The sequence below is a fragment of the Limnohabitans sp. genome (assembly GCF_040400975.1).
Taxonomy (GTDB): domain Bacteria; phylum Pseudomonadota; class Gammaproteobacteria; order Burkholderiales; family Burkholderiaceae_C; genus Limnohabitans_A.
On record NZ_JBBAPF010000013.1, the window covers coordinates 14823 to 40365 of the forward strand.

14 protein-coding genes are annotated in these 25543 nt (G+C 60.2%); 4 read left to right on the top strand and 10 right to left on the bottom strand.

Annotation, left to right across the window (positions count from 1 at the left end):
- Positions 1-25 precede the first annotated feature (25 nt).
- The 8 genes from ABWQ00_RS09235 to ABWQ00_RS09270 form a co-directional block, all read right to left on the bottom strand.
- Positions 26-6301, bottom strand: coding sequence for a beta strand repeat-containing protein (locus tag ABWQ00_RS09235; protein WP_353238376.1), 6276 nt, complete (start codon positions 6299-6301; stop codon positions 26-28).
- Between the two features lie 6 nt (positions 6302-6307).
- Positions 6308-8281: a hypothetical protein gene (locus tag ABWQ00_RS09240; RefSeq protein WP_353238377.1), complete on the bottom strand. Its 1974-nt coding sequence runs from the start codon at positions 8279-8281 to the stop codon at positions 6308-6310.
- A 69-nt stretch (positions 8282-8350) separates the two neighbouring features.
- Complete coding sequence (locus tag ABWQ00_RS09245; RefSeq protein ID WP_353238378.1) at positions 8351-9121, bottom strand: hypothetical protein; 771 nt, start codon at positions 9119-9121, stop codon at positions 8351-8353.
- 102 nt (positions 9122-9223) lie between these two features.
- A complete protein-coding gene (locus ABWQ00_RS09250) occupies positions 9224-10375 on the bottom strand; it encodes a two-partner secretion domain-containing protein (protein WP_502908109.1) in 1152 nt (383 codons plus the stop codon).
- A gap of 505 nt (positions 10376-10880) precedes the next feature.
- Positions 10881-12920 carry a M3 family metallopeptidase gene (locus ABWQ00_RS09255; RefSeq protein ID WP_353238379.1) on the bottom strand — a complete coding sequence of 680 codons (2040 nt, stop codon included), beginning with the start codon at positions 12918-12920 and terminating at the stop codon, positions 10881-10883.
- Positions 12921-12971: 51 nt separating this feature from the next.
- Positions 12972-13823, bottom strand: coding sequence for a bifunctional methylenetetrahydrofolate dehydrogenase/methenyltetrahydrofolate cyclohydrolase FolD (folD, locus tag ABWQ00_RS09260; RefSeq protein WP_353238380.1), 852 nt, complete (start codon positions 13821-13823; stop codon positions 12972-12974).
- 77 nt (positions 13824-13900) lie between these two features.
- Positions 13901-14527 carry a response regulator transcription factor gene (locus tag ABWQ00_RS09265; RefSeq protein ID WP_353238381.1) on the bottom strand — a complete coding sequence of 209 codons (627 nt, stop codon included), beginning with the start codon at positions 14525-14527 and terminating at the stop codon, positions 13901-13903.
- Between the two features lie 4 nt (positions 14528-14531).
- Positions 14532-17054: a PAS domain-containing sensor histidine kinase gene (locus tag ABWQ00_RS09270; protein WP_353238382.1), complete on the bottom strand. Its 2523-nt coding sequence runs from the start codon at positions 17052-17054 to the stop codon at positions 14532-14534.
- A 160-nt stretch (positions 17055-17214) separates the two neighbouring features.
- On the opposite strand from ABWQ00_RS09270, the gene aceE reads away from it, so the two are divergent.
- The 3 genes from aceE to lpdA are packed head-to-tail and all read left to right on the top strand — an operon-like array spanning position 17215 to position 23451.
- On the top strand, positions 17215-19911 hold the full coding sequence (gene aceE, locus ABWQ00_RS09275; protein ID WP_353238383.1) for a pyruvate dehydrogenase (acetyl-transferring), homodimeric type: 2697 nt from the start codon (positions 17215-17217) through the stop codon (positions 19909-19911).
- 15 nt (positions 19912-19926) lie between these two features.
- Positions 19927-21597 (top strand): dihydrolipoyllysine-residue acetyltransferase, encoded by a 1671-nt coding sequence (aceF, locus tag ABWQ00_RS09280; RefSeq protein ID WP_353238384.1) that lies wholly within the window; start codon positions 19927-19929, stop codon positions 21595-21597.
- Positions 21598-21606: 9 nt separating this feature from the next.
- Positions 21607-23451, top strand: a complete 1845-nt coding sequence (gene lpdA, locus ABWQ00_RS09285) for a dihydrolipoyl dehydrogenase (protein WP_353238385.1) — start codon at positions 21607-21609, stop codon at positions 23449-23451.
- A gap of 100 nt (positions 23452-23551) precedes the next feature.
- Here the strand turns inward: lpdA and ABWQ00_RS09290 are convergent, their stop codons facing one another.
- Together ABWQ00_RS09290 and ABWQ00_RS09295 are read right to left on the bottom strand one after the other, a co-directional pair.
- Positions 23552-24088 (bottom strand): hypothetical protein, encoded by a 537-nt coding sequence (locus ABWQ00_RS09290; protein WP_353238386.1) that lies wholly within the window; start codon positions 24086-24088, stop codon positions 23552-23554.
- A gap of 72 nt (positions 24089-24160) precedes the next feature.
- Positions 24161-24568 (bottom strand): hypothetical protein, encoded by a 408-nt coding sequence (locus ABWQ00_RS09295; protein WP_353238387.1) that lies wholly within the window; start codon positions 24566-24568, stop codon positions 24161-24163.
- A 110-nt stretch (positions 24569-24678) separates the two neighbouring features.
- On the opposite strand from ABWQ00_RS09295, the gene ABWQ00_RS09300 reads away from it, so the two are divergent.
- A complete protein-coding gene (locus tag ABWQ00_RS09300; protein ID WP_353238388.1) occupies positions 24679-25500 on the top strand; it encodes a helix-turn-helix domain-containing protein in 822 nt (273 codons plus the stop codon).
- The last annotated feature ends 43 nt before the right edge of the window (positions 25501-25543 follow it).

Consider the following 25543-nt stretch of genomic DNA (forward strand, 5'->3'; position numbering starts at 1 on the left):
AAAAAATTCATGGCTGTCTTCTTGTTCATTTGCTTTCTTCCAGGGACAAGGTGTTGCGCGACTTATTCGCCAGCTCAAGGCGTTGTTGCAAATTAGCAGGCTCAACAACAGGCGTTATCTGCGGTGGATTAGGCTGAATCGCACTGGCCAAATTGCCTTGCCTGGTCCTCAGGCCCAGAGTGGCGGGCATGGCACTGCTTACTGCATCTGACATGGTCTGAACCTGCGCATCGGTGAATGCCAAGGCTTGCGCCGAAGACATTGCCGAGGCCTGCTCCACGGTCAAGGCCGCGATCTGAGCCGTGCTCATGCCCGCCAACTGCGCCGGTGTCAGCGCAGCGACTTGCGCTGCGCTCAGGGCAGCAACTTTGGCCGGAGTCAGCGCAGTGATCTGCGCCACACTCAAATTCGCCAACGAGGCAGCAGGCAAGGCCTGCAAAGCAGAGGCACTCAACTGCCCCAGCTGCGATGACGATAACGCGGCCGCCTGCGACGGGGTCACCCCCGCCAGCTGTGCGCCGGTGAGCGCGGCCAATTGGGTGTTGGTCAAGTTGGTCAAATTGCTACCCAAACCGGTCAGTTGCGCGGCGGTCAAGCCTGCCACGGGCAAGGCCTGTGCCTGGGTGGCGCTCAAAGACGACAGACCCGCTGGGCTCAAGCCAGCCACCTGTGTGGCGCTCAAGGCCCCCAGCTGCGCTGTGGTCAGCACCTGGAGTTGGGCCGAGGCCAAGGCTGCGATCTGAGCCGTGCCCATGCCCGCTACCTGCGTTGTGGTCAAGGCCGCGATCTGAGCCGTGCCCATGCCCGCCAACTGCGCCGTTGTCAGCGCCGCGACTTGCGCTGCGCTCAGGGCAGCAACTTTGGCCGGAGTCAGCGCTGTGATCTGCGTCACACTCAAATTCGCCAACGAGGCAGCAGGCAAGGCCTGCAAAGCAGAAGCATTCAACTGCCCCAGCTGTGATGTGGACAAAGCGGCTGCCTGGGACGGGGTCACCCCCGCCAACTGTGCGCTGGTCAGCGCGGCCAATTGGGTGTTGGTCAAGTTGGCCAAATTGCTGCCCAAGCCGGTCAGTTGCGCTGCGGTCAAGCCTGCCACGGACAAAGCCTGTACCTGTGTGGCGCTGATAGACGACAGGCTCGTTAGGGTCAAGACAGCCACCTGCGAGGGGTTGAAGGCCCCCAGCTGCGCTGTGGTCAGCGCTTGCGCCTGAGTCCCGGTGAATGCCTCGATTTGTGAGGGCGACAGCGAGGCCACCTGGGCCAGCGTCAGGGCAGATATGGCCGTCGAGCTGCTGATGGTGGGCCGCGCCAAGGCGGCACGCTTGTCGTCCGACATGACCGTCAACTGTGCGATGGTGAATGCGCCTTGCTGCGCCGCAGAGAAGTTGCCGATTTGGCTAATGCTCATGCCGCCAACTTGCGCCGGGGTCAAGGAGGCCACAGCCAAGGCCTGCAGCTGCGTTGAATCGAACGCATTGAGCTGCGTAGCGCTCATGGCCGCTACCTGCGTCGTCGTCAGCGCACCGACTTGTGCTGCGCTCAGCGCCGCGGTCTGTGCAGCGCTCAAATTGGCCAACGATGCAGCAGGCAAGGCCTGCAAAGCAGAAGGACTCAACTGCCCGAGCTGTGATGCTGACAACGCAGCCGCCTGCGACGGGGTCACCCCCGCCAACTGTGTGCTGGTCAGCGCAGCCAATTGGGTGTTGGTCAAGTTGGCCAAATTGCTGCCCAAGGCGGTCAGTTGCGCGGCGGTCAAGCCTGCCACGGGCAAAGCCTGTGCCTGGGTGGCACTCAAAGACGACAGGCCCGTTGGGCTCAAGCTGGCCACCTGTGTGGCGCTCAAGGCCCCCAGCTGCGCTGTGGTCAGCGCTTGGAGTTGGGCTGTGGTCAATGCCCCGATTTGGGTGGGCGTCAGCGTGGCCACCTGGGCCAGCGTCAGGCCGGACATGGCCGTCGAGCTGCTGATGGTGGGCGGCGTCAAGGCGGCACGATTGGTGTCCGACATGAGCGCCAACTGCGCGACGGTCAGTGCGCCTTGCTGCGCTGCAGACAGGTTGCCGACTTGGGTGGCGCTCAGACCGCCAACTTGCGCCGGGGTCAAGGAGGCTACAGCCAAGGCCTGCAGCTGCGTTGCGGTCAGGGCATTGAGCTGCGTGGCGCTCAAGGCCGCCAGCCCAGCGGCCGAGAGTGCACCCAATTGCCCCGCGGTCATACTGCCGACATTGAGCGAGGGCACGGCCGTCGGGCTCAAAGCGGTGATGGCAGCGTTGCTCAGCTGGGCCGTCTGGGCGGCCGACAAACTGGCCAGCTGCGCCGCGGTCAGCGCAGGCGCCTGGGTGCCTGTGATCGCCGCCAACTGGGCGTTGCTCAAATTGGCCACGGCATTGCCCAAGGCGGTGACCTGCGCGGCGGTCATGCTGCCTGTGGCCAAGGCTTGCAACTGCGAGGAAGTCAGGCTCGCTGATGCCGCTGCCAAAGCAGTGCCTGACAAATTGGCCACTTGGGCGGCTGACAAGTTGCCCAACTGGGTGGCGCTCAGCGCCGCGATCTGGCTGCCGCTGAGGGCGGCCAGCTGCGTGTTCGACAGCGCCTGCAACTGGGTGGAGGTCAGCGCCTGCATCTGGGCCGTCGTCATGGTGGCCACTTGGGCCGCCGTGAGTGTGGTCACATCGGTGGTGTTGCTGACCGACGGTGCAGGCAAGGCCGCCCGTGCCGTGCTGCTCAGCAAGGCCAGCTGCGTGGTGTTCATGCCCGAGACCTGCGCCGCCGTCAAGGCCTGCGCCTGTGTGGAGGTGAGTGCGGCGATGTTGGTCAAGGCATTCAATTGCGCAGTGCTCAAACTGGCAATCTGATCGGTGCTCATCCCCGCCACCTGGGCCGAGGTCAAGGCCGCCATTTGCGTGGCGCTCAAGCCGGCCAACTGGGTGGTGGTCAAAGCCGCAAGCTGGCTCGGTGTCAGCGCGGCCACGCTGTTGACCGGCAGGGCCGTGATCTGCGCCGCCAACAAGCCGCCCAGTTGCGCCTGTGACAGCGAAGCCAACTGAACAGGCGTCAGTGCCGCGGCTTGTGTGGTGCTCAATGCGCCCAGCTGGGCCGCACTCAATCCGGACAGCGCATTGGCGCTCAAGCCCCCGATGCTGCCGGCAGACAGAGCCTGCAGCTGCGGCGTGCTCAGCGCCGTGGTTTGTGCAGAGGTCAAGGCCCCCACTTGGGCTGCTGTCAGATTGCCGATCTGCGTGGTCGTCAAGGCCTGCACCTGTGCTGCGGACAAATTGGCCATCTGCGCGGCAGGCAGCGCGGAAGCCGCCAAGCTGCTCAGGTTCAAGGCTTGCAAGGCGCTGGTGCCGAGCGTGGCCAACTGGCTGCTGGTGAAATTGGCCACCTGCGCGGCCGTCAAATTGCCCAGTTGGGTGCTCGTCAAAGCGCCCAGCTGGGCGGCCGTCAGGCCCAGCAACTGGGTCCCACTCAAGGCCGTCAGTTGCGCGGTGGTGAGCGCCGAGATTTGTGCCGTTGACAATCGGGCCACCTGACCGGCGGTCAATGTGGTGATGTCTGTGCTGGTGGTCAAGGGGACCACACTGGCGGCCACCACCGTACTGGCACTGCTGCTCAGCACGGCCAGTTGCGCAGGTGACAGCACGCTCAATCGCGCTGCATCCAAATTACCCAGCTGCGTACCCGACAGGGCGCTGACCTGGCTGGTGGTCAGTTTGGTCAGCTGGGTGTCGCTCAGTGCTGCCACTTGTGTGGACGACAAGCCGGCCAACTGCACGGCCGTCAAAGCCTGCAATTGGGTATCGCTCATACCCCGCAGCTGGTCGGCGGTCATGCCGCCCAACTGCACCGCCGTCAAGGCGGCCAGTTGCGTGGCCGACAGGGCCTGCACCTGCGCCACCGACATGGCGCCCAGATTGCTGGACGACAAACCGGCCAAAGCCGCTGCGGGCAAAACACTGAGGGTGTTTGCAGGCAAGGCCTGAAGCTGCGCCGCCGACATGGACGCCAGTTGCACGGACGTCATCCCCCCCACAAAAGCAGTCGTCACCGTACCCAGCTGGGTGGTGGTGATCGCAGCGACCTGAGTGGGCGTGAGGCCGCCCACGGCCGATGCAGACAAGTTGTTCAGGGTGGTGGCCGTCAGGCCTGTCAGTGTGCTGGAGGGCAAGACGGCCAGCAAGGTCGGGCTCAGGGCCGCGATCTGGGCGGTGGTCAGCCCATTGAAGAAACTGGCGGGCAAGTCTTTCAAACTCGACACGGGCAGGACCGCCACTTTGGCTGCCAGCGAACCAATCACCGCCCCCGACAAGCCTGACACTGTGGTGGGGGACACCGCGCTCAATTGGCTGGCTGTCAAAGCGGCCGCGGCCGCTGCGGGCAGTTGGCCCCACTGTGTGGTGCTCAGCGCTGCAATTTGGCTGGGCGTGAAAGCGGCCACCGAGGCCGCTGTCGTCAAGGTGGCCAACTGTGCACTGCTGAGCGCTTGGATCTGATTGACCGTCAGTGTTGCGCGTTGTGAAGCCGTCAAACCCGAGCTCAAATTGGCCGGGACCGATGACGCCGGGGTCAATTCCGCCAACTGTGTGGACGACAGCACGGCCACTTGAGCATCGGTCAACGCGCCCTGCTGGGCGGTACTGAGTGCACTCACCTGGCTGGTGCTCAAGGCCGCCACCGCCGCTGCGGGCAAAGCGGCGACTTGTGCGGTGGTCAGAGCTTGCAGCTGCTGACTGCTCAAACCTGGCACGACCGTGGCCCGCAAAGTTCCCACCTGGGTGGTGCTCAAGTTGGCCAGGGTCGCGGGCGCCAGGCTTTGCACGGTGGCATCAGGCAATCGGTTGATCGGCAAGGCCCGCAAAGCCGTAGCGCTCGAGGTGCTCAAGCTGTCCAGCGTGGCCGCAGGCACCTTCGACAGGCCTTGCGGTGAGAAAGCCGCCAAGGCCGTTGTACTGAAGGCGGAGAAGGTGGTGGCTGACAACTGTGCCAGCGTAGCGGAGGGAATAGACCCTACGGCTTTGAGGTCGAGCTGTCCCAATTGCGTCGCGCTCAGTCGGTTCAAGGTCTGCGCGCTCAGATTGACCACGACATTAGCCAGCACATTCGCAAAACTGCCGCTCAAGGCCTGCAGCTGGCTGGTCGACAAGCCATTGATGGCGTCGGCACTCAAGCGACCGATCATGAGCTGGCTGAAACTTTGCAGCTGAGTGCTGCTCAATTGGTTGAGGGTGTTGGCACTGAGGTTGACCACCTGATTTCTGCTCAACAGAGCCAACTGGGCGGTGCTCAGGCTTTGCAACCAGTTGGCGGGCAAGGCATTGAACTGTGCTGGGGTCAAGCTGTTGAGCACGTCTGCATTCAAGGCCTGCACCGATGAGGCTGACATGGTACCGAGCTGAGCCGCGCTCAGGCTGGCCAGCTGCGTGCGGGACAACACCCCCAGCTGCGCGGCGGTCAAACCGGCAGTTTGCGCGGGCGTGAGGCCCGACAACTGGGCCGTGGTCAAGGTCAGCATGTCGGCCGGGGCGATGGCCGCGATTTGGGCTGCACTCAAACCGCTGAGGTCGGTGCTGGCATTGACCCTTTGCAAAGCCACGGCCGCAGGGGCCTGGGCCAACAAGGCCAATTGCGCCGCGCTGAGCGCCGTACGCTGCGCAGGCGCGAGCGCCTGCACCGTGGTGACCGGCAAGCTGGCCAATTGCGTGTTGCTCAGCCCGGCCACCGTGCTGGGGGTCAGTTGGTTGAACACATCGGGCGCGATCACCCCCAGCTGAGCGCCAGTGAACGCAGCCGCCGCACCGGCCTGCGCCATCAGCGCATTGAGCTGCGCAGCCGACAAGGCTGACAGCGCCAAGGGCGTGATCCGCGACACCACCGTGATGCTGTTGCGCCGAAACGTCCCTATGGCGCTGACCGTCAAGGCCGATAACTGCGCAGGGCTCAAGGCAGCCGCAGCATCGCCACTGATATTGATCGCAGCCATGGCGGCCAATTGGGTCGTCGACAAGGCCGCCAACTGCACCGGCTGCCAATTCAACAATATGTTGGAGGTGCTCCCGCTGATGGCCGTCATTTGGCTGGGGGTGATGGCGACAATTTGCAGGGGGGTCAAAAAGCGGTTGCTGGCCAGCCATTGCAAAGCCGCAGGCTGCAGCGCCGCAATTTGGGCAGGCGTCAGGGCGTAGGTCAAAACCTGCGTCAGTTTTTGAATGCCCGCAGCGTTCTCCAGCACCTTGGCCATTTCAGCAGGGGCCACCAGCGACAACTGGCCGGGCGTCAGCGTGCCCAGGTCGGTGGTGCCGGGCACCACCACTTAGGCAGAAGCCTTGGGGGCCACTGGCAGGGCATAGATCTGGCCCAGCGTCAAGCTGGTCGACAACTGCCCGGCCACGGTCGGCGAGAGCCCCGAAATGACGTCGGCGTTCAAGCCCGCCAACTGGATGGCGCTCAAACCCAAGAAAAAGCGGTCCGGCAAAAGCGCCGCTTGCGCCGCTGTCAGGTGTTGCCATTGCCGCTGCGTGATCTTGGCCACGACATCGGGCGTCAAGCCGGCCAAGGTGCTGCTGGACATGAGCAGCAGCACCGTGGAGGGCAGGGCCTCGACTTGGGTGGCGCTGAGCATTTGCCAGGCCGCCAAAGGCATGGCCGCCGCAGCGGCGGCAGGCACCAGCTGCAGTTGCACCACTTGCAAGCTCGCCCAGTTGCCCGCAGGCAAGGCTGCAGCTTGCGCGGGCGTCAGGGCCGACAGCTGGGATGGGAGCAAGCTGGACAAAATGGCCTGCGGCACCGCCGCCAACACGGTGGGGCTGAGCGAAGCCAGCTGCGCCGGGCTGAGCGTGCGCCACACGGGCAAGCTGTCAGCCCCGAGCGCCGCCGCTTGGCTGGCCGTTAAGGCCAGCAGCGAGGCGGTGGTGTGCGCAGGGCCAGCGGGTGTGGCCGCTGTACCCACGCTTTGGGTGCCACTGGCCTGGACAACCTGTACCCGCCCCAAGGGGGCTTGGGCGGTTTGCAGCTGGTTGTCCGACAAGGTGGCTGTGTTCGTCAGGGTCAAGTCCACATTGCCCAACGCGCTGGTGATCAGTGCGCCGTTGTTTTGCGTGAGGTTGGCCGCTTGCACGCTGACCCCGGTGCGGCCCGTCAGACTGGTGTTTTGCACCACATTGCCGGTGGTGCTCAAGCTCAGGCTTTGCGCGGCCAAGGGCCTGTCGATGGTGATGGTGTTGGCCCCTGCATGGAGGGTGAAGCTGCCCAGATTGGGCAGTGCATTGGTTTGCAAACTCACCCCATGGGTCAGGCTGCTGGCGTTGAGGGTGAAAGCCGCATCACCGATGTTTCTCAAGAAGGTATCGGAGATGACCGAGGTTGCGTACAAGGAGCTCGAAGCCCCACCCACCTGCAGCGCATCGCCACTGATGGTACCGCCCAAGGTGGTCAGATTCACGGCATTGGCCAAGATCTGGCCACGTGCGGGCACGGTGGTGCTGCCCCACACCTGATTGGCCGTGATGTTGAGTTGCGGGGCGCTGACCAAGGGGCCACCGCCATACACACCGACATCGCCGCCAATTTGCACCCCACCCCCACGGACGACGCCATTGGCGTCGGTCAAGGTCGACTGCAGGTTAACGGCATTGTTGGCGATCAACTTCCAGCCGTTGATGCCGATGCCCCCTGGGGTTGAACGCGGATTCTCTGTGTTGGTGCCGTTGCCAACGGCACTGGAGCTGAGCTTGTAGGTGCCGACAATGGTGATATCACCCGTCGAAAACATCGTGTTGCTGTTGATGTTGCCCGTCGAAGGAGGATTGATGCCTTCTACGGTCGGAGAGGAGTAAGTGCTGTTGAAATTGGCCTCCAGAAGCACGCTGGGACGCAGCCAGGGGATGCCAATGGCCAAGTCGTTTTCGCCCCTGAGGGTGATGCTGCCGCCCCCCAAGGTTTGGATATCGGAGCCCCCCCGGATGTCCAATGGGGCATTGTTGGGGCCGTTGGAGTTGAAGAGGGAACCGACACTTGCGCTGGCATCTGAGAGGCCGACAAAGCGCCCCGAAACGGCCAAGTTGCCGCTGCCGTATTGGCGAATCGAGGCGCCGTTCATCCAGGTAGCGTTGACGCCTGCATCGAAGTTCCCCAAGCCGAGGGTACTCGAGATGCTGATGTCCTTGGCGCCGGTGTTGTACAACCAGGTGCCAATGTTTCTGTCGGGGGACCAACCCGTGGGAAGATAAGAATGGGGTCGCCCCAACATGAGGGCAAACGCTATGCGCCCAATGGTGGAGTTGAGCATATCGGGGCTTGCAGCCGTCTTGGTTGCGCTGAGCACGATGCCATCGGCATACACCCTGGCGAAGCCTATTTACAACACCGCATGCTTGAGCGTGACCCCGTTTTCCACACCATCGGCCGCTTTGATACTGAAGGCCCCGGCAGGCGAGGTCAGGCTGCTGGGGTTGCTGCGCAAATCGATCAGGCTGGGCGTGGTGTTGTCCAGCCCGTTGATCATCGCCCCTGAGGCCGCGCCCGTGCCCGCACTGCCCCCGCCCACAGAAAAATCACCGCCCAAGGTCTTGATGGTGACGCTGGCGTAGCCATACAGGGAGCTCGAGAGGAGGTACTCATTGGTGGTGTTATTGTCTAGCAGGGGGTTTTTGTTCAGCGTGCCGTTGTAGCTGTTGCCGAAGACGGCCACGCCACCGGTGACCTTGTCCGGGTCAAGATCCGAGGCCCGCGTGATGACCCGCACATTGAGCTTGCCACTGGTCGACACGATCGACGCGCCACCGTTCATGCCAAAGTTGCGGTCGGCCCTGAAGGTCAGCGAGGCATCGCCCCCCGCGGTCTTGAGGATCTGCGCCGCACCCCCGATGTCGTCTCGGCCGTTGATCACGATGTCACCGTCTGCGCCTGCGCTGCTGGCGGTCTGCAGCGTCACGCTCGTGCCCGTGTTGAGCACGTTGTTGATGGTGGTGTCGGTGATGGTGGAGTTCTCGCCACTGACCGCCAGCGCACCCGCGCCCTGGTCGTTGCTGCCGCGCGTGATGGTGATGTTGGTCGGGTCCAGCAGCCATTCGCCACCTTGCCCGCCTTGGCCTGGTGCAGCACCCGCATTCACGCGGATGCCCGTCACGTCCAGTGTGTGTTTGCCCGACGTCTCGATGCGGCCGCCGTCACCCCCTTGCGCACCGCCTTATGCGCTCAGGCTGGCAGCCACTTGGGTGCGGTCGTCAGACTAGGCCACCACGGTGCCGCCTTGGCCCTTGACTGTGGCGTCGGCGCGCAAAATGGCCCCAGACTCGATGGTGGTGCTTTGGGCATTGGCCAGGCGTTGGTCTTGGCCCTGCCAGCCGCCGCCCACCAGCACTTCGCCGCCGCCCGTGGCACCACTGGCGCTGAGCTGGGCATCGCCCGTGACGCGCACCGTTTGGCCCGTGACCTGCACGCTGCCGCCTTGGGCCCCCGCACTGTCGGCGCTGACGCTGCCGCCCACGCGCGCATCACCCCCGATGGCTTTGAGCACAATGCGCCCGCCTTCGGTGCTCACGCTGTTGGCGTCCAGCGTGCCGGTGTTGGTGACCGCTGCGCGCAGCAAGCTGTCACGGCCTGCGGCGGTGAGGATGATCTGCCCACCCGGAGCGCGGATGAGGCCTTGGTTGTCGACCAAGGCACGCAGCCCGGCCGCATCGACGGCCACTTGCAGGTCGCTGGCGCCCAGTTGCAGCGTGATGGATTCGCCCGCCGCCAAAGCGGTGTTGGCCTCGATGGTGCCGCTGTTGCGGACCTGCGCGCCCAGCAGCGCCGCTTGCACGGCCTTGATGTTGCCTTGGTTGACCACGGTGCCTTGCAGCGCTTGGCCGTCGGCCTTGAATGGGTAGCGCCCGGCCATGAAGTCGGCGTTGCCGATGTTCAGGGTCGAGGCGATCAGGGCGCCCACATCGATCTGAGCGCCTTGGCTGAAGATCACCCCGTTGGGGTTGACGATGAACACCCGCCAGTTGGCGCTGAGCTGCCCGGCAATGGTGCTGGGCTCATTGGACATCACCCGGTTGAGCACAGCAGAAGACGCGTTGGGCTGAACAAACTTCACCGATTGGCTCGCGCCAATGTTGAAGTTTTGCCACTGGATGACAGCGTTTTGGCTGGTCTGGTTGATCTGGGTTTTGGCGCCCTGCGATTGAATGGTGGCTGCACCCTGCACCACTTGCCCCCCCTGCACCGCCCACACCTGCTGCGGCATGCCAGCGAAACCGCCAAACACCGCTGCCAGGAATAAGGGCAGGGCGCGCGGGCGAGGCAGGCCCACATGAGCTGTGCGGGTGGCGCGGGTGCGGCTTGCGCCGCCCGCACCGTCAAAGGCCACGTCTTCGCCCACGGCCACCATCATGCCGCGCTTGGCATTGAAAACGAGTTTGTACAGTCCAGAGTTAATGGAAATATCACTTTGCTGAAATTCATCAAAAATGTTGGAATCTATTATTTGTCAATTGTGGCTTATTCACGTGTGAATATTAAAAATCAGCCATCGGTGTCTGTCAACAAATTTTTAATTTTTTTAAATATAAAGATAACTTTTTAGGCCTAATGTTGTTCCAACATGCCTAGTCATTGATTGTTGCTCAAAGTCAATTGCAAGTGCTAATTTAGTAAAATTTGCCAAATTTTTTTAAGGAAATAGATACCGAAAAAGTGTATCTTTCAGTGTATTTTTATAAAAGGAAAATTTAAAAAACCCTAAGTAAATCAACTACCTAGGGTTCCATCTCCGGTCCAACGCGGTTGTTGGTGAAGCTTTGACGCGTGAAGGTGGCGCAACAACGTTATCTAGGGTAAGCAAGCTGCATTTACAGAGGCGCTGGCTGTCTGTAAGGTACCCTCATCCTGGCCGAGCTTCAAACCGTGACCATGCCTTGGTGTCTCAGCAAGGCGTCGAGGCTCGGCTCTCGGCCCCGGAAAGCCTTGAAAGATTCCAGCGCTGGGCGACTGCCACCCGCTTCCAAAATCGCTTGGCGGTAAAGGCGGCCGGTTTCCACGCTGGGCGTGCCATCGGCAGCAGCGGTTTCCTCAAACGCGGCGTAGGCGTCGGCGCTCAGCACCTCGGCCCATTTATAGCTGTAATAGCCCGCAGCGTAACCGCCGGCAAAGATGTGACTGAAGGTGTGGGCCATGCGGTTGAAGGCGGGGGGGCGCAGCACCGCCACCTCGTCACGCACTTGGCCCAGCAGCGGCATGAAGTCTTGCGCCGGGTCGTGTTCAGAGTGCACCAGCATGTCAAACAGCGAAAACTCGATCTGGCGCAGGGTTTGCAAGCCGCTCTGGAAGTTTTTGGCGGCCAGCATCTTGTCAAACAGCGCCCGCGGCAGGGGTTCGCCCGTTTCTACATGGGCTGTCATGTGGCGCAGTACCGACCATTCCCAGCAGAAGTTTTCCATGAATTGGCTGGGCAACTCGACCGCGTCCCATTCCACGCCGCTGATGCCCGAAACATCGCGTTCGTTCACTTGGGTGAGCATGTGGTGCAGGCCGTGGCCAAATTCGTGGAAGAGGGTGATGACGTCGTCGTGCGTCAGCAAGGCGGGTTGGCCATTGACGCCTTCGGCAAAGTTGCAGACCAAATGCGCCACCGGGGTTTGCAGCAGGCCGGTGTCGGGGCGTTGCCAGCGGCCGCGCACATCGTCCATCCACGCGCCGCCACGCTTGCCGGCGCGTGCTGGGGGGTCGAGGTAGAACTGGCCCACCAACTGACCGTTGCGCTCGATGCGGTAAAACGCCACCGCCGGGTGCCAGATCGGGGCCTGGTCGGCGCGGATGCTGACTTCGAACAGGGTTTCGATGATTTTGAACAGTCCGGCCATCACCTTGGGCGCGGTGAAGTATTGCTTGACCTCTTGCTCACTGAAGCTGTAACGCGCTTCCTTGAGCTTTTCGGACAAGTAGGGCACATCCCAGGCGTTCAAGGGACCGGTGATGCCCAGCGCCTTGCTTGCAAATTCGCGCAGGTCGGCCAGGTCTTTTTCGGCAAAGGGCCGGGCTTTGGCCGCCAAGTCACGCAAGAAGGTGGTGACTTTTTCGGGCGACTCGGCCATCTTGGGCACCACTGAGACTTGGGCGTAGTTGTCAAAGCCCAGCAGATGGGCTTCTTCCTGGCGCAGCGCCAGAATTTCCTGCATCAAGGGGGTGTTGTCGAAGTGCTTGGCGTCATCAGGGGCTTGGTCTGAGGCGCGGGTGACATACGCCTTGTAGAGCTGCTCCCGCAGTGCGCCGCTGTCGGCGAACTGCATGACGGGCAAATAGACTGGCATTTTCAAGCTCAGACGGTGTCCCTCTTTGCCTTCTTTTTGCGCGGCATCTCGGGTGGCTTGCACCACATCGGCGGGCACGCCTTTGAGCTGGTCTTCGCTGACATACAAGGCAAACTTGTCGGTGGCGTCCAGCGTGTTTTCACTGAACTTTTGCGTGATTTCCGCCAAACGCTCCTGGATGGCGGTGTAGCGCTCTTTGGCCGCGCCTTGCAATTCGGCCCCCCCCAGCACAAAGCCGCGCAAGGCGTTTTTGCGCGCTTGGGTTTGCTCGGTATTCAGACTGGCCGCGTCAATGGCCTTGTATTTGGCGTACAAACGCTCGTCGCTGCCCAAGCGGGTCCAAAACTCGGTCACGCGGGGCAGGGCGGCGTTGTAGGCGGCGCGCAACTCGGGCGTGTCGGCCACGCTGTTGAGGTGTGAGATCGCGCCCCAGGCCATGCCCAAGCGCTCGGTGCTCACGTCCAGAGTTTGGGCAATGGCTTGCCATTCAGCGGGAAAGTCGTTGGTCGTCACGGTGTCCAATGCTTTTTCGGCAGCGGCCAGCAATTCATCCATGGCCGGGGCCACATGCTCGGGGGCGATGCGGTCAAACAGGGGCAGGCCAGAGGTGTCGAGCAAGGGGTTGGTCATGGGGAATCCGGTGATGACAGAAAAAATGGGGGGTAGCCCCGGGTGAATCGCTTACTTGGAGGCGTGTTCGGCTGCTTCAAGGGTGTTGACCAGCAGCATGGTGATGGTCATGGGGCCGACGCCGCCGGGCACAGGGGTGATGTGGCTGGCGACTTGTTTGACGCCTTCAAAGTCCACGTCGCCGCAGAGCTTGCCTTCGTCATTGCGGTTCATGCCCACGTCCAGCACCACGGCGCCGGGCTTGACCATGTCGGCCGTGAGCACGTTGCGTTTGCCCACAGCGGCCACGATCACGTCGGCCAACAAGGTCAGCGCTTTGAGGTTTTGGGTGCGCGAGTGCACCACCGTCACGGTGGCGTCTTTTTGCAGCAGCATCAGCGCCATGGGTTTGCCCACTATAGTGCTGCGCCCAATGACCACAGCATGTTTGCCGCGCAGGTCGTAGCCGATGCTTTCGAGCATCTTCATGCAGCCATAAGGCGTGCAGGGCCAGAAACCGGACATGCCGGTCATCAGGGCACCAGCGCTGGCGATGTGGAACCCGTCCACGTCTTTGGCGGGGCTGATGGCCTCAATCACCTTTTGCGCGTCGATGTGGGCAGGCAAGGGCAACTGCACCAAAATGCCGTGGATCGACGGATCGTTGTTGAGCGCTGTGACGCGGGCCAGCAAATCGGCTTCGGTCAGGGTGGCGTCGTACTTTTCGAGCACTGAATGCAGGCCGCTGTCTTCGCAGGCTTTGACCTTGTTGCGCACATAGACCTGGCTTGCCGGGTTGTCGCCCACCAGCAACACGGCCAGGCCTGGCGTGACCCCTTTGGCTTTGAGGGCTTTGGCGCGGGTGGCAACCTCGGTCCTCAGTTGTTTGGAAAGCTCGTTGCCGTCGATGAGTTGGGCCGTCATATGAGAAAACTCGAAAAGTCAGAGAAAAAATGCAAAACGCCCGACGGGTGCGGGCGTTTTGGTCGGGGGTGGTCGGTTCAGGCCTTGGGTGCGTTTTGCCCGAGCGCGATCTTGAGCAGGTCGGCCACGGTGTTGGCGTTGAGCTTTTCCATGATGTTGGCGCGGTGGGCTTCGACTGTCTTGATGCTGATGCCCAGATCGTCGGCGATTTGTTTGTTCAGGCGTCCGGCCACGATGCGCTCGAGCACCTGGGCTTCGCGGCCTGTGAGTTTGGAGAGCAGGGCATCACGGCTGGCGGCTTGCTGGTAATCTGCAAACGAGTCGCGTGCTTCGTCCAGCATGCGTTCCACCAAGCCCAGCAGCTCTTCCTCTTTAAAAGGCTTCTGGATGAAATCCATCGCGCCTTTTTTCATGGTGTTGACCGCCATGGGCACGTCGCCATGGCCGGTGATGAAGACGATGGGCAAGGGGGAGCGTCGCTCGATCAAACGGTCCTGCAGCTCCATGCCGCTCATGCCGCCCATTCGGATATCGGCAATCAAACAGGCCACTTCGCGGGGGTCGTAGCGGCTGATGAAAGACTCTGCGCTGTCAAAGCAACGCACCCTGTAGTCCTTGCCTTCCAGCAACCATTGCAAGGAATCACGCACGGCTTCGTCATCATCGACAACGTAGACAGTGCCTTTTTTTGGTATCAAACTCATTCGGTTACCCCAGTGGGTTGTGATGTGGTTCATCAGTTTCCACCGGTATCCAAAAGGAGAATCGGCAGCCTGTGACCTCGTCGGCATTGTAGATGTTCTCGGCTTTGATCCTGCCCTGGTGCGATTCCACAATGCTTCGGCACAAATTCAAGCCAATGCCCATGCCTTCAACTTTGGTCGAGAAAAAGGCTTCATAAACCCGTTCAATCGACTCGGGTGGCAGGCCTGCACCCGTGTCGGTGACCGAAAACTCCACCACCGACTGCTTGTCAAGGGTCTTGGGCAGGATGCTCAATTCAACCTGGCGATGTTCAGGCGGTCGGTTGGCGTTATCGATCGATTCGGCGGCATTTTTGATCAAATTCACCAGAACTTGCTCGATCAGGATCGGGTCCACCCAAAGTTGTGGCAAACGGGCTGCGATGTGGTGGGTCAGGCGAACATGGCGTCGGCGCAGCTCGATTTCGGCCAGTTCCAGCGATTCGCTGACCATGGCCGAAACGTCTGACAGGGTGCGGTTGGGTTCGCTGCGTTTGACAAAGCTGCGAATGCGCAAAATGATTTGCCCGGCCCGTTGGGCTTGGTGGGCTGTTTTTTCCAAAGCCCAAAGCAGGTCTTCTTCCTTGACTTGTTTGGCCTGGATGCGAGAGATCATGCCGCTGCAGTAGTTGCTGATGGCGGTCAAGGGTTGGTTCAATTCGTGCGCCACACTGGACGCCATTTCGCCCATGGTGATCAAGCTGCTGGCGGTCTGGGCCCGTTCGGCTTGTTGCGCTGCCAGTTCTTCTGCTTGGCGTCGTGGCGTGATGTCGCTGGCAATCACCATTTGGGCCAGACGGCCATCTGCCCAGTTGATGTAACGGGACCGGACTTCCAGCCATTTGCCCAGTTCAGGCACGAAGATTTCTGCGTTTTCGGATCCGGCGGCGGGAAGCCCCACAGTTGGCAGGCCGGCCATGTCGTCCACATCTTCGGACGCTCGCTCACCGCTGTAGGCCCCCGCCTGTTGCACCAGCCTAAGGTGCCCTCCGGTGTCTTGCCCAAACCACAAACGGTAAAGTTTGTTGGCAAATAGAAGTTCTTCGCTTCCCAAGGGCGCCACAGACACCGAGGCGTCCAGCGCCTCCAACACGATGGTGAAGCGTTCGTGCGAGTTCGCCAGTTGTTCCCGGATGCGGTTGGGTTCGGTGATGTCGGTCATCGATGTCATCCACCCGGTTTGTTTGCCTGTGGCGTCGATCAAGGGGGACACGTACATCCGGGCTTCAAACAATTGGCCATTTTTGCGCTTCACACGTACCTGAAATCCCCCGGCCGAATGTTGTCCGCTGATTTCTTCTTCCAAGCGCCGCATCAACAGCTCACGGTCTTGTTCAGGCCAGTATGGAAAAGGCGCAACGGCGCCCACCAAGTCGGATTCACTCCAGCCGGTCATATGGCAAAAACCCGGGTTCACATACGTGATCCGACCGCGCAGATCCAGCGCCCGCATGCCCGTCAGCAAGGAGTTTTCCATGGCGCGGCGAAAATTGGTCTCGGCCACCAAGGCCTTTTGAGCCTGCAGTCGTCTGCGGGTGTGTCGCCAGTTGGCGATCAGCATCCAGGCGGTCATCGCGCTCAAAACGCTGACCAGCCAAAACAGACCACTGCCCACCAAACCCTGGGAGGTGCGCCAGGTTTGCGCACGCAACACCAAGTCGTTGCCAACGGGGGAGACCGGGATTTCAAAATCATTGTGCGGCTTGTCGCTGCCCGGCAACAAAGACCATATAACCGCCCGTGAACCAATGGATTGACCGGCCAGCAAGCGTCCCTCCCCGTCTTGCAGGGCGACGGCATATTTGGCCAAAACCTCTGTGGGGATGCCATACCGCAGCAGCCCTTCCATGCTGTACTGCGCCATGATGACCCCATTGAACCGACCTTGGTCATTGCTCAGCGGTGAGTGCAGCTGCAACACGTTCATGCTTGAGTCGCGGTCGGTTTCAAAGGTGATTTGTCCATAAATGGGTTGCATCAGGTCTCTGGTCAAACTGAAAAGGCTCTCTGTGTCGCCTGTCTTCAATGTGCTGCCAGTGCGCAACTGCTGGCTGGAGGAAATGCTGGAGATGCTTTGGTTGGCCACGATCCGGCGCCGGTCATCGATCCATGTCAGTGTCAAAAATTCCGGGTACTGCTGGACCAATGACTCAGAGCGCATCATGAATTGCTCGTACCGAATCTCACGGTTAGACACATCCCTGGCCAGGCGCATCACCTGTTCTTGCCTTTCCAGCAGGCGAAGCCTCAGGCGTTGCTGGGCGTATTCCACATCTCGTTTAATGGCTTCCTGTTCCCGTTCGACTTCCTCAACCCTCAGATACCAGAATGCACTGGCAATGGCAGCCAAAAACAACACCACCGCGGCTACAGGAGCCAAGTTGGCAAAACGGTCTTGACGGTTGGGCGATTGCCGACGCCACCAAGACAACCACCAAGTCCATGGGCTCACATTTTTCACAACCGATGTGGTCTTGTTCAATTCCATGTCCCGAGTTTAGAGGACTGACATGTCCAAGCCATCTTGCTCAGGTGCTTCACTTCCATAAAATTTCACTATGCAGAATGAATCAGCATAATTTGAAATAAATATAAAAATATGGGAAAATTCCAGCCAGTTCAAAGACCATGACCACCAGGAGACAAACATGACAGCGGCAACACCCCAGCAACCGGTGCAAGACCTAGACAGCCAAGAAACACGTGAGTGGATGGACGCTTTGTCCGCTGTGATCGAAAAAGCGGGGCCAGAGCGCGCCCACTTTTTACTTGAAGGCCTGCTGGAAGAAGCCCGTCAGCACAGCATTGATTTGCCTTTTTCGGCCACGACGGGTTATGTCAACACCATTGAGTCCACCGAAGAAGCACGTTGCCCCGGCAACATCGAGATCGAAGAGCGTCTGCGTGCTTACATGCGCTGGAACGCGATGGCGATGGTGGTCAAGGCCAACCGCCACAACCCTGCCGATGGTGGCGATTTGGGGGGGCACATCGGCTCGTTTGCCTCCTTGGCCCATATGTTTGGTGCTGGTTTCAACCATTTTTGGCACGCCGAGAACGAAAACCATGGCGGCGACTGCCTCTACATTCAGGGTCACGTGTCCCCCGGTGTTTATGCCCGTGCCTACTTGGAAGGCCGCCTGACCGAAGAGCAATTACTCAACTTCCGACAAGAGGTGGACGGTAAGGGTCTGTCCAGCTACCCGCACCCCAAACTCATGCCCGAGTTCTGGCAGTTCCCCACCGTGTCCATGGGCCTTGGGCCTTTGATGGCCATATACCAGGCCCGCTTTTTGAAATACCTGCATGCCCGTGGCATTGCCAACACCGAAAACCGCAAAGTTTGGGTTTTCTGCGGCGACGGCGAGATGGACGAGGTGGAATCCTTGGGCGCGATTGGCTTGGCGGCTCGCGAGAACTTGGACAACCTGATTTTTGTTGTCAACTGCAACCTGCAGCGCCTTGATGGTCCGGTGCGTGGCAACGGCAAAATCGTGCAGGAGCTCGAAGGCGAGTTCCGTGGCTCCGGCTGGAACGTCATCAAGCTGCTCTGGGGCAGCGAGTGGGACAGTCTGCTGGCCCGCGACAAGGACGGCGCTTTGCGCAAGCTGATGATGGACACCTTGGACGGCGATTACCAAGCCTTCAAGGCCAACGACGGCGCTTATGTGCGCAAGCATTTCTTTGGACGCGACCCGCGCACGCTGGAAATGGTGGCGCACCTGTCGGACAACGACATTTGGAACCTCAAGCGCGGTGGTCATGACCCACAAAAGGTCTATGCCGCTTACCACCAGGCCGTGAACCACAAGGGCCAGCCCACCGTGCTGCTGATCAAGACCGTCAAGGGCTTTGGCATGGGCAAGGCGGGCGAGGGTAAGAACACGGTTCACCAGACCAAGAAGCTGACGGACGACGACATCAAGTACATGCGCGACCGCTTCAATATCCCGATCCCTGACAGCGAGTTGGCGAATATCCCTTTTTACAAGCCCGCCGACGACACGCCCGAAATGCGCTATTTGCATGAGCGCCGCCAAGCTTTGGGCGGTTATTTGCCCAAGCGCCGTGCGAAAGCCGATGAGAGCTTCACCGTGCCTTCGCTCGACACCTTCAAGGCCGTGATGGAGCCCACCGCCGAAGGTCGCGAAATTTCCACCACACAAGCCTACGTGCGCTTTTTGACACAGTTGCTGCGTGATCAGGCCTTGGGCCCACGCGTGGTCCCCATTTTGGTGGACGAAGCCCGCACTTTCGGTATGGAAGGCCTGTTCCGCCAGATCGGCATTTACAACCCCGCAGGCCAGCAGTACACCCCGGTCGACAAAGACCAGGTCATGTACTACAAGGAAGACAAAGCCGGCCAAATCCTGCAAGAAGGCATCAACGAAGCGGGCGGCATGTCGAGCTGGATCGCTGCGGCCACCAGCTACTCCACCAGCAACCGCATCATGGTGCCGTTCTACGTGTACTACTCGATGTTCGGTTTCCAACGCATTGGCGATTTGGCCTGGGCGGCTGGCGATATGCAAGCGCGTGGCTTTTTGTTGGGCGGTACATCGGGGCGCACCACTTTGAACGGCGAAGGTTTGCAGCACGAAGACGGCCACAGCCACATCATGGCCAACACCATTCCCAACTGCGTGTCGTATGACCCCACCTTCGCCCACGAAGTCGGTGTCATCTTGCACCACGGTCTCAAGCGCATGGTCGAGAAGCAAGACAACGTCTTCTACTACCTGACTTTGTTGAATGAAAACTATGCCATGCCAGGCCTGACTCCTGGTACCGAAGAGCAGATCATCAAGGGCATGTACATGTGCAAGCCCGGTGCGGCCGGAGACAAGCGCGTGCAGCTGCTGGGTTCGGGCACCATCCTGCGCGAATCCATCGCCGCGCAAACCCTGCTGGCCACCGACTGGGGCATCCAGGCCGATGTGTGGAGCTGCCCAAGCTTCAACGAATTGACCCGCGACGGTCAGGACGCCGAGCGCCACAACATGCTGCACCCCATGGAAACACCCCGCGTGTCGTTCGTGGGCCAACAGCTGGCCAAGCACAGTGGCCCAGTGGTCGCATCGACCGACTACATGAAGGCCTATGCCGAGCAGATCCGTCCTTTCATTCCAAAAGGCCGCACCTACAAAGTGCTGGGCACCGATGGTTTTGGCCGATCCGACTTCCGCAGCAAGCTGCGCGAGCACTTCGAGGTCAATCGCCACTACATCGTCGTGGCCGCCCTCAAAGCCTTGAGCGAAGACGGCGCAGTGCCCGTCAGCCAAGTGGCTGAGGCGATCAAAAAGTACGGTATCAATACCGACAAGATCAACCCGCTGTACGCATAAAAGCTGGAGACAAACATGGCATTGGTAGAAGTTCAAGTTCCGGACATCGGGGATTTCGATGAAGTGACCGTCATTGAGTTGATGGTCAAAGTGGGCGACACCGTCAAAGCTGAGCAATCGCTCATCACGGTGGAGTCCGACAAAGCCTCGATGGAAATCCCGTCGAGCACTGCAGGCGTTGTGAAAGAAATGCGCGTGGCCCTGGGTGACAAGGTCAAGCAAGGCTCCATCGTGTTGGTGGTTGAAGCCGCTGGTGCGGCTGCAGCCCCAGCCCCAGCTGCTGCTCCCGCTGCTGCCGTGGCTGCACCTGCACCCGCACCCGTTGCTGCCCCCGTAGCCCCTGCGCCAGTTGCCACGGCATCTGGCCCCGTACAAGTGCATGTGCCCGACATCGGTGACTTCAAAGACGTGGCCGTCATCGAAGTCATGGTCAAGCCCGGCGACACCATCAAGGTGGAGCAATCGCTTATCACCGTCGAGTCCGACAAAGCCTCGATGGAAATCCCGTCCTCACACGCGGGCGTTCTCAAAGAGCTCAAAGTCAAAGTGGGCGACACGGTCAACATCGGTGATCTGCTGGCCATTTTGGAAGGCACCGTGGCTGCTGCTGCGCCTGTGGCGGTGGCGGTTGCTGCAGCCCCTGCAGCTTCTGCGGCTGTGGCTTCGTCACTCGCTGCTGCGCCAACCCCAGTGGCCGCAGCCGTCGCTGCCGTGGCAGCCCCTGCCCACGCCCCTGGCGGCAACACGGTGGGCTTGCCCCACGCGTCACCATCGGTTCGCAAGTTCGCACGCGAGCTGGGTGTGCCGCTCGCAGAAGTCAAAGGCTCGGGTCTCAAAGGTCGGATCACCGAGGCTGACGTGCAAGCCTTCACCCAGGCCGTCATGTCGGGTGCTGCACAAACCAAGGCGCAAGCGGCCAAGGCTCCTGCGGCTTCGGGTGGTGGCGGCTCCGAGCTGGGCTTGATCCCCTGGCCCAAGGTCGACTTTGCCAAGTTCGGCCCCATCGAGCGCAAAGAAATGGGCCGCATCAAGAAGATCAGCGGTGCGAATTTGCTGCGCAACGCCATCATGATCCCGGCCGTCACCAACCACGACGACGCCGACATCACCGACCTCGAAGCCTTCCGCGTCTCGACCAACAAAGAGAACGAAAAGTCGGGCGTCAAAGTCACGATGCTGGCTTTCCTGATCAAGGCCTGCGTGGCCGCGCTTAAGAAATACCCCGAGTTCAACAGTTCGCTGGACGGTGATGCGCTGGTCTACAAAAACTATTGGCACATCGGCTTTGCCGCCGACACGCCCAACGGTTTGATGGTCCCAGTCATCCGCGATTGCGACAAAAAAGGCGTCTTGCAGATCAGCCAAGAAATGGGTGAGCTGGCCAAGAAAGCGCGAGAAGGCAAACTCAGCCCCGCAGAAATGACCGGCGCGACCTTCACCATCTCCAGCCTTGGCGGCATCGGTGGCAAGTACTTCACGCCCATCATCAACGCGCCCGAAGTGGCCATCTTGGGCGTGTGCAAGAGCACCATGGAGCCCGTGTGGGACGGCAAGCAGTTTGTGCCCCGACTGATGCTGCCCCTGTCTTTGACATGGGACCACCGCGTCATCGACGGTGCCGCAGCGGCACGCTTCAACGCGTTCCTAGGTCAAATCCTCAGCGACTTCCGTCGCGTGTTGCTCTAAGGACTTGATATGGCACTGATTGATATTCAAGTCCCTGACATTGGCGACTTCGACGAAGTCACCGTGATCGAGTTGATGGTCAAGGTGGGCGACACCGTCAAATCTGACCAAAGTCTGATCACAGTGGAGAGCGACAAAGCCTCCATGGAAATTCCTTGCAGCCACGGTGGCGTGGTCAAAGAACTCAAGGTCAAGCTCGGCGACAAGGTCAAGCAAGGCTCGGTGGTGTTGGTGCTGGAAGGTGAGGGCGCTCCAGCGGCCTCAGCTGTTGCGCCAGCTCCAGCTGTTGCGCCAGCTCCAGCGGTTGCGCCTGCTGCTTCCGCGCCTGTGGCCGCAGCCCCTGCACCAACAGCCTCATCCTTCGGCGGCTCTGCGGACATCGAGTGCGATGTGCTCGTCTTGGGCGGTGGCCCCGGCGGTTACTCGGCTGCGTTCCGTGCGGCTGATCTCGGCTTGAACGTCGTCATCGTTGAGCGCTACGCCACCTTGGGCGGCGTTTGCCTCAACGTGGGTTGCATTCCCTCCAAAGCCTTGCTGCACGTTGCAGCCGTGATGGATGAAGTCAGCCACATGGCCGACCTCGGCGTGGACTTTGGCAAGCCGGTGGTCAACATCGACAAGCTGCGCGGTCACAAAGAAAAAGTCATCGGCAAACTCACAGGCGGCTTGGCGGCCATGGCCAAGATGCGCAAGGTCACCACCGTGCGTGGCTTGGGTCAATTCGTGGGTGCCAACCACCTCGAAGTGTCTGAGACCAGCGGTACAGCCCAAGCGCAAACCGGCAGCAAAAAAGTGATCGCCTTCAAGAAGGCCATCATCGCTGCGGGCTCGCAAGCTGTGCGCTTGCCTTTCATGCCCAACGATCCACGCGTGGTCGACAGCACCGGTGCTTTGGAACTCAAAGAAGTGCCCAAGCGCATGCTGATTTTGGGCGGCGGCATCATTGGCCTGGAAATGGGCACTGTTTACAGCACGCTGGGCGCGCGCCTCGATGTGGTGGAAATGATGGACGGCCTCATGCAAGGCGCTGACCGCGACTTGGTCAAGGTCTGGCAAAAGATGAACGCCAAGCGCTTTGACAACATCATGCTCAAGACCAAGACCGTGTCCGCACGCGCCTTGCCCGAAGGCATTGAAGTCACGTTTGCACCCGCTGAAGAGGGCGGCACAGCCCCCGCGCCGCAGGTGTACGACCTGGTCTTGCAAGCCGTGGGCCGCACGCCCAACGGCAAAAAACTCGCCGCTGAAAAAGCCGGCGTGGCGGTGACCGACCGCGGCTTCATCAACGTCGACATTCAAATGCGCACCAACGTGCCGCACATCTTCGCCATTGGCGACATCGTGGGCCAGCCCATGTTGGCGCACAAGGCGGTGCACGAAGCTCACGTGGCGGCCGAAGTGATTGCCGGCGAACTGCAAGGCAACAAAGAGCTGGCTGCCGCTGCGTTCAACGCCCGCGTCATCCCCAGCGTGGCCTACACCGACCCCGAAGTGGCCTGGGTGGGCTTGACCGAAGACCAAGCCAAAGCGCAAGGCATCAAAGTCAAGAAGGGCTTGTTCCCTTGGTCGGCTTCTGGCCGCGCCATTGCTAACGGCCGCGACGAAGGCGTGACCAAACTGCTGTTTGACGATTCACCCGAGGCCCACGGCCACGGCAAGATATTGGGCGGCGGCATGGTCGGCACGCACGCGGGCGACATGATTGGCGAGATCGCTCTGGCCATCGAGATGGGCGCCGACGCAGTGGACATCGGCAAAACCATTCACCCACACCCCACGCTGGGCGAAAGCATCGGCATGGCGGCAGAGGTGGCGCACGGGTCTTGCACGGACGTGCCTCCAGCGAGAAAGTAAAACCAGAAGCAGCTGAATTGGACAAAAATTCAGCTGCTTATCTGTCAAACGTCCCCAGGGTGATGAGGACGAAGACGAGTGAATTTGACATTCCAGGTTTTCATGCCCCAGGCAAGTCTTTTTCCAGCTCCCGCTGCAACGCGATCCAAGCCTGGTTAAAACTGAGTTTTTTAGACAAGGGGGTTCCAGGCTCTACGACTCGCCAAAACGGTGGCAAATCGGCGAGCGAAACATTTCTCTCGTTGTGTTCCTCCCAAGCGTACTCCGCAACAATTCGCAAGAATATGGAGGTCGAGACGGGGCAAGTGGCATCACAGGCTTGTGCCTGGGCAATTTTTTGTCGAAATTGCTGCAGAGATACCGTTTCACCTGGCCGAATTTTTCTGAGTTCATCGGCAATCTCCTGCGGGCTGGAGATGTGCAGTTTCGAGCCGCTTTTCACGCCCGCGAAGTCTTTTTCAAGAACAACATGGTGCGGTGGCTTGGTCGCCATTTTGTCTTTCCAAGTTTTTTTAGCTCTTGGCATGTTCAAAGAATCTGAAGTGTTGAAACCTTGATTTTCTTCGCTCAGTTGGATGGTGCAAATAATCCTGGGGAAAACCCTTGTTGGGATTGATCCTTTGCACTTTGTCTGCATGGGGAGATGCCAACGGCAGAGGTGATGCCGTGACCAAAATCCAGCATGGCGTTTCACCCGAGATATCACCCCTCAGTCTTTTCGCCCTGCAGCTTGGGCTTGCAACCACCACAAGCGCGACAGCATGGCCAAGAGACCGATGTTGCCTGTGACCGCCACCAGAGCCAGCCAATAGGAGACCTGCATTCCAACCGCTTTGGCTGGAGGCACCATCCACCACAATGCGACGGCAACGCCCAGCAAGAGGTCAAACCAGATTTGGCTGCTCCACAAGGTTCGTGTGTGTTCCTCTATGAATCCCAGTGGGCCCTCGGTGGCGACGGTGTAAAGCGAGAACATGCCAAACAGAAGTGACAAGAGGGCCGGTGCCTTCCAGCGAGCGGCAGCTTCGTTCTTGTCTTGCTTTCGCTGGTTGAGGTACAGCAAGTACCCTATCAGCAAGAGGGAAGCGGCTGGAAAGAGCAGGGCGGGTGCGTTCATGTTTTGAATCCTCCTTTAAATGGTGTCGTGGCAGTTTCTCCCAACCCGTTCGTCTTTTCAATTACCTCTCAGGTCATCGTCAATCAGCTTGGCTGTGATCCAATGTTGTGATGAGCATCAACAGCGAATCTTTGGCCCAGCAATTGAAGCAGGCGCGACAACGTCAAGCTTGGAGCCAATTGGCCTTGTCACTTCATTTGGGCGTTTCTCAAAGGCACATCAGTTTTGTCGAAACTGGACGGGCCCGACCCAGCCGACCTTTGTTGATCAGGTGGCTGGAAGCCCTTTCACTGCCTATGTCCACGTGCAATGCGCTGCTTCAGTTGGCGGGTTTTGCGCCGATGTTCAGCGCTAGACCTTTGCAGGATCCCCATTTGGAACAAGCGCGCACAGCGCTTTCGCATTTGTTGCAAAGCCATGACCCGCAACCTGCGCTGGTCATCGGCGCGCAGTGGGATTTGCTGCAACTCAACCGTGGCGCGCAATGGTTGGCTGAAACGCTCATGCCCGAGTTGTTTGCATCCGCGCCATTCAGACCCAATATGTTGGATTTGGTGCTACACCCTCAAGGCTTGATGCGGTATGTGATCAACAAAGAGGAAGCGGCTGCCGATTTTTGGGCACAACTCAGACGTGATTTGGTTGATCAGCCGGAATTGGCCCCCAAAGTCGATGCCTTTGTGGAAATGTTCGCGCCGCTGCTGCAAGCAAGTGGCGACAACCAGGGCCCTACCTTCATCAACCCCTTGCTGACTTTGCGGTTCCTGACGGGTCACGGCGAGCTGGCGTTCTTTCGCATGTTCAGCACTTTGGGCTCTCCCCATGACATCACCCTGGCGTCCATGCGGGTAGAGCACATGTTTCCTGCCGACGAACATCCGCGCGCGGTGCTGCAAAAACACGTGATCCGAACAACAGGCCTCGTGGCATGAGCTGGGTTCGGTCTTTTTGTTTGTTGGCCATCGATGAGTCACG

Coding starts and splice junctions, on each gene's coding strand:
- ABWQ00_RS09240 (WP_353238377.1), bottom strand. CDS start 8,281: ATGCTCAACTCCACCATTGGGCGCATAGCGTTTGCCCTCATGTTGGGG.
- ABWQ00_RS09250 (WP_502908109.1), bottom strand. CDS start 10,375: ATGATGGTGGCCGTGGGCGAAGACGTGGCCTTTGACGGTGCGGGCGGC.
- ABWQ00_RS09255 (WP_353238379.1), bottom strand. CDS start 12,920: ATGACCAACCCCTTGCTCGACACCTCTGGCCTGCCCCTGTTTGACCGC.
- folD (WP_353238380.1), bottom strand. CDS start 13,823: ATGACGGCCCAACTCATCGACGGCAACGAGCTTTCCAAACAACTGAGG.
- ABWQ00_RS09265 (WP_353238381.1), bottom strand. CDS start 14,527: ATGAGTTTGATACCAAAAAAAGGCACTGTCTACGTTGTCGATGATGAC.
- ABWQ00_RS09270 (WP_353238382.1), bottom strand. CDS start 17,054: ATGGAATTGAACAAGACCACATCGGTTGTGAAAAATGTGAGCCCATGG.
- aceE (WP_353238383.1), top strand. CDS start 17,215: ATGACAGCGGCAACACCCCAGCAACCGGTGCAAGACCTAGACAGCCAA.
- aceF (WP_353238384.1), top strand. CDS start 19,927: ATGGCATTGGTAGAAGTTCAAGTTCCGGACATCGGGGATTTCGATGAA.
- lpdA (WP_353238385.1), top strand. CDS start 21,607: ATGGCACTGATTGATATTCAAGTCCCTGACATTGGCGACTTCGACGAA.
- ABWQ00_RS09290 (WP_353238386.1), bottom strand. CDS start 24,088: ATGCAGACAAAGTGCAAAGGATCAATCCCAACAAGGGTTTTCCCCAGG.
- ABWQ00_RS09295 (WP_353238387.1), bottom strand. CDS start 24,568: ATGAACGCACCCGCCCTGCTCTTTCCAGCCGCTTCCCTCTTGCTGATA.
- ABWQ00_RS09300 (WP_353238388.1), top strand. CDS start 24,679: ATGAGCATCAACAGCGAATCTTTGGCCCAGCAATTGAAGCAGGCGCGA.